10 protein-coding genes are annotated in these 14,752 nt (G+C 60.6%); 3 read left to right on the top strand and 7 right to left on the bottom strand.

What is annotated here, in order from left to right; genetic code table 11:
• Positions 1 to 10: 10 nt before the first annotated feature.
• From P6U29_RS13495 to P6U29_RS13475, 5 genes are all read right to left on the bottom strand, one after another.
• Entirely contained in the window at positions 11 to 1,831 is a 1,821-nt protein-coding gene (locus P6U29_RS13495) for a type I secretion system permease/ATPase (RefSeq protein ID WP_407118040.1), read from the bottom strand.
• 12 nt (positions 1,832 to 1,843) lie between these two features.
• Positions 1,844 to 4,459 (bottom strand): hypothetical protein, encoded by a 2,616-nt coding sequence (locus tag P6U29_RS13490; RefSeq protein WP_407118039.1) that lies wholly within the window; start codon positions 4,457 to 4,459, stop codon positions 1,844 to 1,846.
• 730 nt (positions 4,460 to 5,189) lie between these two features.
• Positions 5,190 to 5,756 (bottom strand): hypothetical protein, encoded by a 567-nt coding sequence (locus P6U29_RS13485; RefSeq protein ID WP_407118038.1) that lies wholly within the window; start codon positions 5,754 to 5,756, stop codon positions 5,190 to 5,192.
• A gap of 143 nt (positions 5,757 to 5,899) precedes the next feature.
• Positions 5,900 to 6,511, bottom strand: coding sequence for a sigma-70 family RNA polymerase sigma factor (locus P6U29_RS13480; RefSeq protein ID WP_407118037.1), 612 nt, complete (start codon positions 6,509 to 6,511; stop codon positions 5,900 to 5,902).
• A gap of 336 nt (positions 6,512 to 6,847) precedes the next feature.
• A complete protein-coding gene (locus P6U29_RS13475) occupies positions 6,848 to 7,234 on the bottom strand; it encodes a hypothetical protein (RefSeq protein ID WP_407118036.1) in 387 nt (128 codons plus the stop codon).
• Between the two features lie 113 nt (positions 7,235 to 7,347).
• Here P6U29_RS13475 and P6U29_RS13470 point away from each other — a divergent pair, with 113 nt between their 5' ends.
• The 3 genes from P6U29_RS13470 to P6U29_RS13460 all read left to right on the top strand — a co-directional run bounded on the left by P6U29_RS13470 (position 7,348) and on the right by P6U29_RS13460 (position 11,331).
• Complete coding sequence (locus P6U29_RS13470) at positions 7,348 to 7,542, top strand: hypothetical protein (RefSeq protein ID WP_407118035.1); 195 nt, start codon at positions 7,348 to 7,350, stop codon at positions 7,540 to 7,542.
• A gap of 153 nt (positions 7,543 to 7,695) precedes the next feature.
• On the top strand, positions 7,696 to 8,946 hold the full coding sequence (locus P6U29_RS13465) for an HlyD family efflux transporter periplasmic adaptor subunit (protein WP_407118034.1): 1,251 nt from the start codon (positions 7,696 to 7,698) through the stop codon (positions 8,944 to 8,946).
• 3 nt (positions 8,947 to 8,949) lie between these two features.
• Positions 8,950 to 11,331, top strand: coding sequence for a peptidase domain-containing ABC transporter (locus tag P6U29_RS13460; protein WP_407118033.1), 2,382 nt, complete (start codon positions 8,950 to 8,952; stop codon positions 11,329 to 11,331).
• Positions 11,332 to 12,427: 1,096 nt separating this feature from the next.
• Here P6U29_RS13460 and P6U29_RS13455 read toward each other — a convergent pair.
• A complete protein-coding gene (locus P6U29_RS13455; protein WP_407118032.1) occupies positions 12,428 to 13,267 on the bottom strand; it encodes an ABC transporter ATP-binding protein in 840 nt (279 codons plus the stop codon).
• A gap of 78 nt (positions 13,268 to 13,345) precedes the next feature.
• Positions 13,346 to 14,665 carry an ABC transporter substrate-binding protein gene (locus P6U29_RS13450; protein ID WP_407118031.1) on the bottom strand — a complete coding sequence of 440 codons (1,320 nt, stop codon included), beginning with the start codon at positions 14,663 to 14,665 and terminating at the stop codon, positions 13,346 to 13,348.
• Positions 14,666 to 14,752 lie beyond the last annotated feature (87 nt).

Below are 14,752 nucleotides of genomic sequence, written 5' to 3'. Positions count from 1 at the left end.
CCCGCGCTGGTCACCCGCCCGAGGATTCGATGCGCTGCGGCTGCTCCGGCTCATCTCCGCCGGTCCTGCCCGGCGGCCGAACCAAGCGATGCAACACCTCGCTCGGAGAACCGAATGCTTCCGCGCGTCCGGCCCGCAGTATGAGCACTTTGTCAACACTGTTCAGTAGCGCTGGACGCAGAGTTACGACCACCGCGGTGACCCCCCGCCTCTTGGCGCGCTGCAGGGTCTCGGTCAGAGCTTGTTCGCCCGCCGCATCGAGATTCGAGTTGGGCTCGTCGAGCACGACAAGGGACGGATTACCGAAGAAAGCCCGGGCGAGCGCGATGCGTTGCTTCTGTCCTCCCGAGAGCGGCCCACCACTGCGGTCGAGCACGGTCTCGTATCCCTGCCTCAACTGGCAGACCATGTCGTGAATGCCCGACAACATCGCCGCCTCATAGATGCTCTCGTCGGGCAAATCGTCGCGCATGCGGCAGATGTTCTGCTTGATGGTCCCGGGAAATAGCTCGACCTCCTGGGGCAGGTAGCCGGTATATTCGCCGAACTGGCGGCGATCCCAGTTGCGCAGCTCCGTTCCGTCCAGCCTGACCTTGCCGGCCGTCGGCACCAGACAACCCACCAGAATGCGCGCGAGAGTTGACTTGCCCGATCCAGACGGTCCGACAATGGCCAAAGACTCTCCGGGAGCGAGCTCGAGCGACACACCATTGAGTACCGGCTCCTTCGAGCCGGGCGGCAGGTACAAGACTCGGTCAACGCTCAGGCGCCCTTGCGGTCTGGGCAAGCGCAGCTTGGGCGTCTCGCGCTGGAATGACTCGATGGCCTGCTTTACGCGGGCATAGGCCGATCGCGCCTGGACGCAGCTCCGCCATCCCTCGATTAAACCCTCGAGCGGCTGCAGGGCGCGGCCGGCAATGATCGAAGCCGCGATCATCATGCCCCCCGTGATCTCGGCGTGGAGGGCCAGATAGGCCCCAGTGCCGAGGATAGTGATCTGGGCCACGAGCCGGACGAACTTCGACGCACCGCTGATCCAGAAATTCCGGTCAAGGGCCTGGCTCTGCACCGTCAGCGCCGGCGCCTGCCGGCGCCCCCAGTGGAGAATGCTTTCGCTCAGCATTCCCATCGCGTTGATCACCTGCGAATTTCGCGCCAGCGACTCGGCCGCCGCATCAGCCTCGGCGGCATGCAGGCCTGCCTCGCTCAGACGCTCCGAGGTCGCTTTTTGGTTGATCAGCGCAATCAATGCGAGGACCAAGCCCGATACGACTGCGATCCAGCCCAGATGTCGGTGAACGAGGAATATGACCGCGAAGTAGAGGGGTGCGAGTGGCGCGTCCATCAGTAGAAGCATGATAGGGCTCGAGATGAAGCCCCGCACCTGGTGAAGGCTGCGGATCGCCTGGATGGTTCCGCCCTCGCCAGCCCTGGCATTGTTGATGCTGCTCGCCAGCACTGCGCCGCCGAGCACCGCCTCCATCTTGGTCGCAAGACGCCCCAGCACCTGCCGACGCAGAATGTCGACGATCGAGAGAATACCGATGAACGTCAGCGCGAGAACCGAGAGCATCAGCAGTGTCTCGAGACTACGGCTCGTCAGCACGCGATCGGATATTTGAAAGAGGTAGATCGGCAACGTGAGCATCAGCAGATTCACAACAACCGAAAACGCCGCGACTGCTATCAGGTTGGTGCGCGCCACCGAACGCCAGCCGGCCATCGCGTCGACAGGTCCGACATAGTTGCGGGCATCGCCGCTGGGTGCGACGCGAAGTTGAGCTGTGGAGTGCGTGCGCTGCGGATCGTCCAGTGTCTCGACAGCTGCCATGTTTGCCTCCCACTACAGGATGGCATCGTGAGTTCCAACGTGATCGATCGGAGTACTATCCACGATGTCGGGAGGCGGCGGCACGGGCTTTTGGACATCGGCAGGCACCGGCGCTGAATTGTCTTGAGCCGAGACGGTTTCCGCCTGAGACATGGCGGTTTGGGAGGGCGCGATGTCGCTGCTAAGCGTGACGCCATAGTCTGTATATTGGTTTCCGTTGAACAGCGAATCTGACGGCGGCGGTGGCGCATCGTTCAACGCGATGGCGTCGCTCGAGACGGCAGTCGTTGCCGCGGCATTCGATGTGTCCGTGACGACGTTCTCCGGGCCAGTGGTGGCGGATCCCGAACTCTCGATCGGTGCGTCAGCTGTGCTGGCGAGCGCAAGAAGCGTGTCGGCCGATCCTGAAGTTTGAGCGCTGCCGGTGTCCGGCACGGCCGGCTCTACCGGCTCGGTTGTTGCGTTGCTGAGCGAGTCTCCGGCGCTGGTGAGCACCGGCTGGCTCGTGTCCGCGACCGGCGCCGCACTCGCCAAAGCATCGCCAGCCACACTGTCCGTGTCGGCCGGTTGCGACAGGTCGTTCGGCAGATCGGTCGCAGCCGCAGCCGTTGTGGCGAGCACCGGCTCGCCCGTGTCCGCGACCGGCGCCGCACTCACCACAACATCGCCAGCCACACTGCCCGTGTCGGGCGGTTGCAACACATCGTTCGGCGGATCGGTTACAGCTGCAGCCGTTGTGGCGAGCGCTGGCTCGCCCGCGTCAGCGACCGGCGCCGTACTCGCAAGAGAATCGCCCGCCACGCTGCCCGTGTCGACCGGATGCGACGCGTCGCTGGTCGGATTGGTCAGAGCTGCAGCCGTCGTGGCGAGCGCTGGCTCGCCCGCGTCAGCGACCGGCGCAGTACTCGCAAGAGAATCACCCGCCACACCGCCCGTGTCGACCGGATGCGACACGTCGCTGGTCGGATTGGTCAGAGCGGCAGCCGTTGTGGTGAGCACGGGCTCGCTCATGTTAGCGACCGGCGCCGTACTCGCCAGAGCGTCGCCAGCCACACTGGTCGTATCGGCCGGATGCGACAGCTCGCTCGGCGCATCGGTCGGAGCGGCAGCTGTTGTGGTGAGCACAGGCTCGCTCGTCCCAAGAGCGGGCGCCGCGCTCGCAAGAGCATCGCCAAGCGCGTCGGCGGGCTGTGATATATCACCAGGCGCACCGTTACCCATAGTCAGTGGCGACTCCACGATCTCAAGGATGTGAGCTCCCGTGCTATCCGATGCAACGGTTTGCGACAACGCGGTCGACTGCGTGTCTGGACCTGGCGTCGGGCCAACCACCTCGTTGCTCAGCATGCTAACCGTGTCGGTCGCCGTCGCGAGGGCTGGCGGCACTGCCGCCTCGACCGGCGCAATTGCGCCAACCACGTCGTTCGATAGCGTGCTGACGGTATCGGTCGGCGTGGCGAGTGCCCTCGGCACCGCCGCCTCGACCGGTGCAACCGTTCCAACCACGTCGTTGGGTAGTGTGCTGACGGTGTCGGTCGCCGTCGCGAGTGCCGGCAGCACCGCCGCCTCGACCGGCGCAATTGCGCCAACCACGTCGTTCGATAGCGTGCTGACGGTGTCGGTCGCCGTGGCGAGTGCCGGCGGCACCGCCGCCTCGACCGGCGCAATCGTTCCAACCACGTCGTTGGATAGCGTGCTGACGGTGTCGGTCGCCGCGGCGAGTGCCGGCGGCACTGCCGCCTCGAGCGGCGCAATTGCACCAACCACTTCGTTGGGTAGTGTGCTGACGGTGTCGGTCGCCGTCGCAAGTGCCGGCATCAGAACCGCCTCGACGGGCGCAATCGTAGCAACCACGTCGTTGGACAGCGTGCTGACGGTGTCGGTCGCCGCCGCGAGTGTCGGCAGCACCGCCGCCGCAACTGGCGCGATCGCGCCAACCACGTCGTTGGGCAGCGCGCTGACGCTGTCGGCCGCCGTCGCGAGTGCCGGCATCACCGCCGCGACCGGCGCAATCGTACCAACCACGTCGTTGGACGGCGTGCTGACGGTGTCGGTCGCCGCCCCGAGTGTCGGCAGCACCGCCGCCGCGACTGGCGCAATCGTAGCAACCACGTCGTTGGGCAGCGTGCCCGCGGTGTCGGCCAGAATCGATAGCGTCGGCTGCGTCGCCGCCTCGAGCGGCGCGATCGCGCCGGCGACGTCGTTGGGCAACGTACTGATGGTGTCGGTCGCCGTGGCGAGTATCGGCAGCACCGCCGCCGCGACTGGCGCAACCGTCGCAACCACGTCGTTGGGCAGCGTGCCCGCGGTGTCGGCCAGAATCGATAGCGTCGGCTGCGTCGCCGCCTCGAGCGGCGCGATCGCGCCAACCACGTCGTTGGGCAGCCCGCTGACGCTGTCGGCCGCCGTCGCGAGTGCCGGCACCGCCGCCGCGACCGGCGCAATCGTACCAACCACGTCGTTGGGCAGCGTGCCCGCGGTGGCGACCAGGGTCGTGAGCGTCGGCTGCGCCGTCGCCTGGAGCGGCGCGAGACAGGCCTCGTTATCGGATAGCGTGCTGACGGTGTCGCACGTCGTCGTGAGCGGCGGCGGCACCGCCACCGCGGCCGGCGCAATCCCTTTCACCACGTCATTGCTCAGATCGCCGACCATTCCAAGCAAGGGAAAGGAGCTGACGATTGATGGGCTAAACGAGTCGCAAAGCACATTAGACCGAACGGATTCGAACGTTGAGCCGCCGAGCGATTGAGTGCTTCCGAGGTCGGAATCCGCTGACAGCGAGTTGACGCCATTGACGCTACTAAGGTCGGCTGAGGTGCGAACATGGTGCTCGCAAGAATCGACATCGTCGCCGTCCTCACCCCCAACCCCAGAGCTCGCAGCGGCGACTGCTTCGCCACGAGCGGTGCTCGGTCTGGGCGCGTCTTCATGCGATTCCGCCAAGAGCTCGGTCGGATCGAGTTGGACCACATGCGTGTCCGACGAGGCGGCCGTCCTTGCGGACCTCTCATCCTGTGCGCCCGGTTTCGCGGGTTCGCTCGCAGGCACCTCGTCGTTCGTCCCTTGCGGCCCCGCACCTGCCTGAGCGGCCGTCGCGTCTTCTTGCTCGGCCAGCGCGGATTTGAACGTAGCCGCAAGAAACTCTTCGCAAGCGATCAGCGGGCCAATGAAGAACGGCCAAGTCAAGAAACTAAAAGAGCCGGATCGCCTGTCAGCGCGCTGCACTCCGGCTTCGAAAATCTTCCGCTCTTGTTCGAACAATTCGCGCTTTTCTACCTGCTGCATGACCGGCGCCTTTTTCGTTCAAAAACCACTCTCGCCCGGTAGCATTCACCGCCAGGCGGGTCTCTTCGGCAGGTCAGGCGTCCGTGTCGTGCGACGTATCCGTCGCCGTGTCGAAATGCCCTACGTCGAAGTGATCCGTTGGGCCCATCAAACCGATGGCGTATTCGAGCGCATCGTCGCAAGACATCGAAGCGAGCGCGCCGTGTATGTCACCCGAATGATCGGGACCGTGCGAGCTGAAATCCCCTGCAAAATCACCATGGGAGAAGTCGAACTTGGCTAGCGCTTCACCCAGACTGCGATCGGTGTCGCCCCTGCTGCCATCGTCAGCCGACTTGAGGTCGCAATAGTCTTTGGATTGGTATTCGCCGTACTTGGCGTACTTCCAGCCACCATCGTGCTCTGGGTACTCGCCCTTGGCGTCTTTCGGGTAGGCGCCCATGCCGCTAAGCTTGGAATAATTGTCCTTGCCGTCGCCGTTCGAACACTCGTCGTTACCCGTGCGATCGTCATTCCACTTTGACTGCTTGCCCTCGACGCAGTCGTCGGGCTTGGTCGACGTGCATTCCTCGGGTGGGACGCCGGTTCCCGCAGGCTTTATCAGCCCGAGAATGCTCGTAACACCGCTCAGGATAGACATGGTTTCGCTCCTCGCTCCAGCTTTGCGACGGTCCCGGGCACGTGCGTCACGCGCGCGTGCCCTGCCCGATCACCACGCCGTCACCCCTACTGTCGCCGAAGCACGCCCATGGATGCAGCGGCGAAAAAAAATAAGTTCACGCCTCATTCGAGTTGCCGGCGCATGGCCACGAGCTCCCTCCGGATCCACGCCTTGACGGTTCCGACAGGAACCCGGAGGTATTCGGAAATCTCCTCGTGCGTGCGCCCGTCGACGATCGCCAGAAGCAGGGTCGCGCGGCGCCTTGGTTCGAGTTGATCGAGCATGGCCCTGAGCGTCATGCTGTCTGGGATACAGGAAGCGGGGTTCGCAACGGTCTGTTCCCGCGCGCAAATGGCGTTCAATGTCTCGTCTTCTAGGGCGAATTCGCGCCGCGCGTTCTCCTGCATCTTAAGCGCCGCGTTGCGTACGATTGTGTAGATCCAGCCTCGAGCGGATCCGCGAGCGGGATCGAAATCTTTGGCATATCGCAGAATTTGCGCGAATGCGTCGTGAATGACGTCTTCCGCACGCGACCTGTCGTGGACGATGCGTTGCGCCATCGCGCGCAGTTGCTCCTTCTCGCGGGTGTAGATCTTGCCGACGCCCGACTGAGATCCCGAGGCGCACTCCAGAAGCGCTGTTTCGTAATTAAGAGGGGTCTCGCAACGATAGGCATGCCGCTCTGCGCCGGGGCGAGTCTCTTCCTTCGTGAAACCGACGCATTGATGGGGCATGGTCGAACGTCACCCCTCAAAAGGCAGACAACCTGACTGCTTTCACCCGCAGGGCCACCGCTTCCTGCATTTAAATGCCCGCCTTTAAACGGCATTTAAATGACACGCTTTTAAAAAAATACGAAATCGGCTGTCGGCGAACTCAAGTCAGCAGCATCGACTTCGTTCCCGAAGTATTCAAACTTTTTTCCGGTGCAGGCGGACCATAACGAGTCGTGCTCGCAGGTGAGCCGTTGTGAGCAGCGATGAAACTCCTCGAGCCGACTTCGAAAAATGGGCAGCGTCAACATGGTCGCTAGGTCGCGTCTATAACTTCAGAGCACGCATCGGATCCGACTACCCTGTAACGCCATCGAGCATCATTCGATCGACTCTTAGGAAAACCATATCCAGATCCCTCACATTCCCGCCCCAACCCAACCTGCCTGCAACGCGATCAGCTGCGACGGCTCTGAGCCTTGTCGTGCCAACCGGCGCGGCGACTTGCGCAGCTATCGCGATGAGTGCAGCCGTCGAAACAAGCCAAGGCGCTTCTTGGACCGAGTTCGCGCCCATCGCGTCCCAATGCGCTTCCTTCGGAGGGCGCGATGTCGCATCCCAGCCGCGCCGAACATACCAGCAGATCAGAACGCCCAACTCAGTGTGACGAACCGCACTGAGACCCACTTTAAGGTGCTTTGCATACGACGTTGCAAAAATCAGGATGTAAAACGCGTCAAACACGCGCCGCTCACAAAATTTGCGCGGCCGTGCATCCAGATTGGCGTCTTGCACCTAGTGATGACGTGGCAACAGTTACATCAATGCTCCGCCACTTATATCGAAAGGAGACCAACATGCTAGAGATGACCACTCTTGCTCACCCGATCGAACTGTCTGATGAGGAGCTCGACCTCGTGGCCGCCGGCACCGGCGACTGTGGGTGCCATGATGGCGGGTCACTGATCCGAACTGGTGACATCAATGTTGTCAGTGGAAACCAAGTTCAGGTTGGGGTGCTATCCAAGCAATCCCAAATCTTCGTGGGGTAACGGCGGTGCGTCGGCGAACCGCTTCTCATAAGGGAAGCGGTTTCCGACGCATTATACGGCACCCGTCCGCCGTCTTGCCTTGGCCGAAAGATACTCCGCGCAGCACTTAATTGGCGAAGTTGAATTGACGAAAGAGCACAGCAAGGTGCGTCCATGTCGACACGGCCGGCTCTATTTCGCGAGGAAGCTGTCGACTTTGTGCGTCAGCGCCACAGCTGGGGTGAGGTCGTATTGCTGCAGCCGCTATCGAGCACGCTCCTTAGCTGGAGCCTTGCGGCGCTGGTTGTACTTATTTTGTGCTTTCTCTCCTTTGCGCAATACGCCCGCAAGGAAACAGTCTTTGGGTATCTCACCCCGACTTCCGGCACGGCTAAGATTTTCGTACCACAACAGGGTTTTCTCAAGGCGATACACGTGAAGGAAGGGCAGGAGGTTGCGGAGGGTGACCCGCTCCTGACCGTAGTCACTTCCCAGATCACCGCCAATGGCGATGACGTCAATGCGACCGTACTTGGAGTGCTGACGCAGCAACGCAGTGTGGTCGAGCGACAGATCGATGCGGAAGATCGACGAACCGCCTCGGAACAGGATCGCCTCGCTTCCACGATCAAGGGGATTGAAGGAGAGATTGCCCAACTCGAGGACCAGCGAAACATCCAAAACGAGCGGCTAAAGCTTTCTGAGAGCTTCGTATCAACGGGCGCTAAGCTAATCGCGAGCGGTGCATTGCCATCGATTGAGCTTAGGCGCCGCGAGCAGGCCGCACTTGAGCAAAAGCAGAGCGTGGTCTCGCTGGATCAGCAGATCACCGCGCGACGCACCCAATTGACAGACGCTCGCCATACACTCGAGCAACTCCCAACCGTCGCCGCAGAGAGGATCCGAGGACTGCGTAATGAACTCTCCTCGATCGAACAGCGCGTGGCGGAGGTGAACGGGCGGCAAGCGTACGTTATCAGGGCACCAACGAGTGGGCGCGTGTCCACGCTGCAGGCGACTGTTGGCCAGATCGCTGATCCAAGGCATATGCAGCTCGAAATCATTCCGCTTGATGCAAACTTGCAGGCGGAGCTGTTCTTTCCGACGCGCGCGTTTGGTTTTGTGCGCCCCGGCCAGCAGGTTAGGATACTTTATGATGCATTTCCTTATCAGGAATTCGGAACCTACCGCGGCAACGTGACAAAAGTCTCCCACACGATTCTGACCGGCAACGAAACGACCGGGCCGATCACCCTCAAGGAACCGGCCTACCGTGTGACTGCGGCTCTCGAGCGGCCCGACATCGACGCCTATGGCCGTAAGATGCCGCTTCAGCCGGATATGCTGCTTAGGGCCGACGTGATCCTTGAGCAGCGCTCCCTGATGAGGTGGCTGCTTGATCCGGTGTTAAGCGCAAGGATGTAGCGCATGCAGGGAGTTTTGAATTTCAGCGGACGCAGATCCCTCCCGGTCATCAGGCAGACGGAGGCAACGGAATGCGGGCTCGCATGCCTAGCTATGGTAGCGTCTTATCATGGTTATCGAACCGACTTGAATAGCCTGCGGCGCCGGCATCCAGTGTCCCTGAAGGGCGTCACTCTTCGCGACCTCATGCAGATAGCAGCTCACCTGGGGCTGGCATGTCGGCCGCTGCGAATTGAGATCGGCCATCTCAGCCAATTGCGTGTGCCGGCTATTCTGCACTGGGACATGGCTCATTTCGTTGTGCTGAAAGCGTGCAAGAAGAAAGGGATCGTGGTGCACGATCCGGCGGCCGGCGAGAAATGGTTTCCCTTCCCTGAAGCATCCAGACATCTCACTGGGATCGCGCTCGAACTCTCGCCCACTGAAGGGTTCCGTCGCACAGACGAGAGAGTGCGATTGCCGTTCTCGGTATTCTGGAGCGGAATGAACGGCAACACTTGTGCCCTCGCCCAAATATTAGTTCTGTCAGTGGTCATCGAAATACTTCTCCTCGCCGCCCCTTTCTATATGCAGCTCACTGTTGACGAGGTCATCGCCAGAGGGGATGTCGACCTCCTGGTCGTACTCGGGCTAGGATTCGTGCTCCTTCTCCTCATACGGGTCGCGTCGACCGCGACCCGCTCGTTTATTATTCTTGTTCTACAGAACACGTTGAGCTTTCAAATCGGCGCGCGGCTGCTTCATCATTTGGTGCGCCTGCCACTCTCATTCTTCGAAAAACGGCACATCGGCGACATCCTGTCGCGCTTCAATTCGATCGAGCCAATCCGCAACGTGCTCGCGGAGGGATTGCTCACGGGATTGATCGACGGTCTCATGTCGGTGTTGATGCTGGTGTTGATGTTCACCTACAGCGTCCCGCTCGGACTTGTGGTCCTGCTGGCGTTCGCATTGTATGCCGGGCTGCGTCTCGCTCTTTTCGGGATGTTCCGACAACGGAGCGAAGCGGCCATTCATAGTAAGGCAGACGAGAACTCCACCTTCATCGAAACCGTGCGAGCGGTGCAAAGTCTAAAGTTGCTCAACCGAGAGAACGAGCGGGAGAGCCAGTGGCTGAACCGCTATGCTGCGTTTATTAACGCCAACGTGCGGCTAGGTCGGGCGAGGATCAGCTTCAAAGCGATGAACGACACGATATTCGGCTTGGAGAACGTAATCACGATCTACCTCGCCGCTCGCCTCGCACTGGACAACCTCATCACGGTTGGCATGATATTCGCGTTCGTCAGCTACAAGCTGCAGTTCGCTGAACGGACAGCGCTGCTGATCGAGAAGCTGGTGGATGTCCGCATTCTCGGACTGCACCTGGAGCGCCTCGCCGACATTGCGCTCACCCCGCTCGAGCGGGGGCACGACCTCGACCTGTCGTATATCCGACAGATTCGCGGCGCGATCGAACTGCGCAACGTGTGCTTCCGGTATGCAGAGGGAGAGTCTCTGATTATTAACAACGTCAATCTGTGCGTTGCTCCGGGACAATTCGTGACGATCATGGGACCCTCGGGCTGCGGCAAGTCAACCCTTGTCAAGATCATGCTTGGGCTGCTCGAGCCGACGAGCGGAGAGGTTCTGATCGACGGCCTTCCACTGGGCCAGATCGGATCGCGTGCTTATCGCGAGCAGATTGGCGCGGTGATGCAGGAGGATCAACTGCTGTCGGGATCGATAGCCGACAATATCTGCTTTTTTGATACAACATTCGATCTGCAAGGAATGATCGATTGCGCGCGGATTGCCGGGATCCACGATGAGATCATGGCAATGCCGATGAGCTACAACAGCCTCATCGGCGACATGGGAAGCTCGTTATCCAGCGGACAGAAACAGCGAGTGCTGCTTGCGCGCGCGCTCTATCGTCGTCCAAAGATCCTGTTTCTGGACGAGGGCACGGCTCATCTCGACACCGAGAAGGAGAAAGAAATCAATGCGAATCTCCGGCATCTAAACATGACACGCGTGAGCGTCGCGCACCGACCCGAAATCACCCACGGAGCGCATATGATCATCCATCTCGCCTCGGCGAACGGGCCGTCCCAGGTCGGAATTCCAAGCCGCAGCCCAGCGCCGGCGCCTGCGGGCGATGCTGGCTCCGCCGGGGTTGCGGTAGAGGGGACAAGATCGGGCAATGCCGCATCGGTCGTGGACGGCCACGCTGACCGCTCGAATCGCGGCTGCACCAGCGATTACTCGGATCATGCCGGAAAGGACAACCACTCGAATGATGGCAAGGGCGACCAGTCCAAGCACGATGGCGACTTCAAGAGAGCCAAGAACGATCGCAGCCCGGGTGAAGCGCTAGCCAAGATCGACTTCTCGCGATGGTGATCTCGGCTCGCGTGACCCCGGAGGTCGAGGCGGCGGCCTCTATGCAGCCGACCGACGATGCCAATTTGCCTGAATTCCTCAGTGGCCCCGTTCTTGATTACCAAAGGCAGCAACTGCTCGGCCAAATTGTCCGAAACTCTTTGAATGATTGAGTTGCGGACTTTCTGACCAATGGTTCTCTGAGCGTACGCAGACACGTAGCTTCGTGCGAAATAATGGATGGACGCGACCGAGTTCGGATCGTTGATCTCAGGCGCATTTGTGTACCATGCAATTGGTGTCGCTATCGATCGGAGCAGGCCGCCCCGCTTCCATTGCCGCCTGGTTTTGCGCGTTCATATCTCTAAGAATGCCTCGATACGCTGCCGCATACTGCTTAGCCCCGAGATACGTGTTGACGAGATAAATCGTCGAGGACGCGAGTGGGTAGGACACTCCAGCCATTATCAATCCTTCCGCATGCTATTGAGAAAAGACAGAGGCTTCTGGTGTATTTCGCGCCAGCTGCTCAAAAACGGAGAACTGAAACGCACGTTGACCTTGAGATCGAAGTATTCGACGTAGTAATTACACGAGTAGTATAGTTACGGAGACTTCTCGATCTGTAGTTGCGTGCAGTGAGTCAAAATATTCGCGCTTGGCTATCAGGCGCTGACACAGGCGTCGGCGAGAGTCGGGAACGCCGGGATATGTCGCCATCGCCTGCACCAGTTGAGACCGCCAGCCGTGATCTCCTGCAACGCACCTGCGCTTCCCGAGAACCAGTTGCTGATCGTTGTGCTGGTTGTGGTTCCGACGAATCCGCGAAGTGGCTTCGCAAATAGTCCAGCCCCGCGCCACACTTTTGGATCACCAGCTCCGTCGTAAGCTGCGCTCCTTTCGTATTCGTCGTTATCGCCTTCATCCCGACGCGCATCTGCGAGACTCGACCAATTCGCGCGCGGCCGCAAGACCAAAGGCACTTAGTCTACGAGACTACTACTTGTGATTCCGTTAGATCCGGTCGCCCGATGCGAGACAAACTACAGTCTGGACTTGCGCCGCGCTTCGCACTGCGAGCGCACTCAGCTTGCGCCGATCACTCGTGCGTCATCACCTAAGCGAGCCAGCGTTTGCGCCGCTTGTAGTGCTTCACATCGCGGAATGATTTGCGTTTCTCCCCGGCGACGCCGAGATAGAATTCCTTGACGTCCTCATTTGCGGCGAGCGCCCTCGCCGCGCCATCCATCACCACGCGGCCATTTTCCAGGATGTACCCGTAGTTTGCGTATTTGAGTGCCATATTGGTGTTCTGCTCGGCGAGAAGAAACGAGACGCCTTCCTTGACGTTCAGATCCTTCACGATCTCGAAGATCTCTTCGACGATCTGCGGCGCGAGCCCCATCGAAGGCTCGTCGAGCAGGATCATCTTCGGACGCGACATCAGCGCACGGCCAATCACACACATTTGCTGTTCACCGCCGGACGTATAGCCGGCGATCGAACTACGCCGCTCCCCGAGACGGGGGAAATAGGCATAGACTCGCTCCAGATCCTGCGCGATCGCGGCCTTGCCATCCGTCCGCGTAAAGGCGCCGGTCAGGAGATTCTCTTCGACCGACAGGTGAGCGAAGCAACGCCGTCCCTCCATCACCTGAATGCAGCCGCGCCGCACCACTTCGTTTGGCGACAGGGACTGTACTTCGACGCCGTCGAACAGGATCGAGCCCTTGGTGACCTCGCCGCGCTCTGCATGCAGCAGGTTGGAGACAGCCTTCAGCGTCGTTGTCTTGCCCGCACCATTGGCACCGAGCAGCGCGACAATACCGCCCCGCGGCACATCGAGCGATACACCTTTCAATACGAGGATGACGTGATCGTAGACAACCTCGATATTGTTGACCGACAGAAACAGCGCTGCCGCTTCTGTCGCCGTGGGCGCGTTAAGGTTTGACACGCCGCTCCCTCCAGACGGTCCCGGCTCTCGCTAGATCCGGGAGGAGGCGAACGCTTCTCCCGGATCGCTGAGACGAGTTCAACTCTCTTTCGAGCAGTCGCGCGGTTGAATCTTCTTATCCGCGGCATACTTCGCCGAAACTTCATCGACAAGTGGCTCAGTGTCGGATTGGTTGGCCGTGTACCAGTCGGAGATGACCTTCCAGCCCTTGCCGTCCCACTGCTGGACGCGTCCGTCCCGGGCGCCCTCGTGGTCTGAGCAAGTAATCTTGATCGGCTTCAGCATGCCTCCAAAGCCGAGCTCCTTCAGACGTGCTTCAGAGAGGTTGAGGTTCTCAAGGCCCCAACGGACCTGCTCGCCCGTCAGCGGCTTCTTGCCGAACTTTTCCTGCGCCTTCCGGATCCCCTCTACGCCGAGCATGGCGTTCACCATGCCGCGGTTGTAGAGAACCTCACCGACCTTGTCGGGCTCCGACGCCCCCTTGCCCTTTGCATAGACGTGCTTCTCGATATCGACATGCACTGGGAATTTTCCCGCACCATGCTGAAGCATCAGCGCCTTGTAGCCGACCGCTTGATCGCCTGCCGGCTGTACATCCGGCTCTGCGCCCGACCACCAAACACCGATCATCTTGTCGCGCGGAAAGGCAACGGCCGCCGCCTCCTTGACTGCCGTGCCGTTCATGACGCCCCAGCCCCAGACCAAGACATAGTCCGGCCGGTTCTGGCGGATCCCCAGCCATTGCGACTTCTGTTCGACACCGGGATGCGTGACCGGGATCGGCGTGAACTCAAAACCGTGCTTCTTGGCCAGCACCTGCAGCATCGGGATCGGCTCCTTGCCGTATGGGCTGTCGTGATAGAGCAGTGAGATCTTCTTGCCCTTCAGCTTGTCGGCGCCGCCCACCTCCTTGGCGACGTGCTGGATCGCGATATCGGCCGCGGACCAATACGTGCCGAGCAGCGGGAAATTGTACGCGAATACGGCTCCGTTCTTCGAATCCGCGCGGCCATAGCCCATCGTGATGATCGGGATCTTGTCGGTTGCTGTCTTTTCGGTGAGGGCGAACGTAATACCGGTCGACAGCGGATTGATGAAGGCTGCGCCGGTCGGACCCTTGCCCTTGAGACGCTCGTAACACTCAACGCCCTTGTCGGTGGCGTATCCGGTTTCACATTCCTCGACCAAGATCCTGACGCCGTTGATGCCACCGTCGCGCTCGTTGATAAGGTTGTAATAGTCGGCCACGCCGTTTGCGTACGGTACGCCATTCACGGCGTAAGCGCCCGTCCGGTACGATAGTATCGGGATGAACTGCTCGTTCTGCGCTGCAGCAGGAGAGGCAAATGCCCCGCCCGAAAGGATGGCTGCGGCCAGCATCAGTTTGTTGCGTAGCATAATTGATGTCCTCCTCTTTGAGCCCCTCTTTTGCAGTGCCGGGGCTTTGCTTCCTCACTCCTTCTACCAGCGGCCGTCACCCGCGTT

Source organism: Bradyrhizobium sp. LMG 9283 (assembly GCF_045571415.1).
Lineage (GTDB): Bacteria > Pseudomonadota > Alphaproteobacteria > Rhizobiales > Xanthobacteraceae > Bradyrhizobium.
The sequence above is the reverse complement of the archived record's forward strand: the minus strand, read 5'-3'. Positions and strand labels throughout refer to the sequence as shown.

Coding starts and splice junctions, on each gene's coding strand:
- P6U29_RS13495 (WP_407118040.1), bottom strand. CDS start 1,831: ATGGCAGCTGTCGAGACACTGGACGATCCGCAGCGCACGCACTCCACA.
- P6U29_RS13485 (WP_407118038.1), bottom strand. CDS start 5,756: ATGTCTATCCTGAGCGGTGTTACGAGCATTCTCGGGCTGATAAAGCCT.
- P6U29_RS13480 (WP_407118037.1), bottom strand. CDS start 6,511: ATGCCCCATCAATGCGTCGGTTTCACGAAGGAAGAGACTCGCCCCGGC.
- P6U29_RS13470 (WP_407118035.1), top strand. CDS start 7,348: ATGCTAGAGATGACCACTCTTGCTCACCCGATCGAACTGTCTGATGAG.
- P6U29_RS13465 (WP_407118034.1), top strand. CDS start 7,696: ATGTCGACACGGCCGGCTCTATTTCGCGAGGAAGCTGTCGACTTTGTG.
- P6U29_RS13460 (WP_407118033.1), top strand. CDS start 8,950: ATGCAGGGAGTTTTGAATTTCAGCGGACGCAGATCCCTCCCGGTCATC.
- P6U29_RS13450 (WP_407118031.1), bottom strand. CDS start 14,665: ATGCTACGCAACAAACTGATGCTGGCCGCAGCCATCCTTTCGGGCGGG.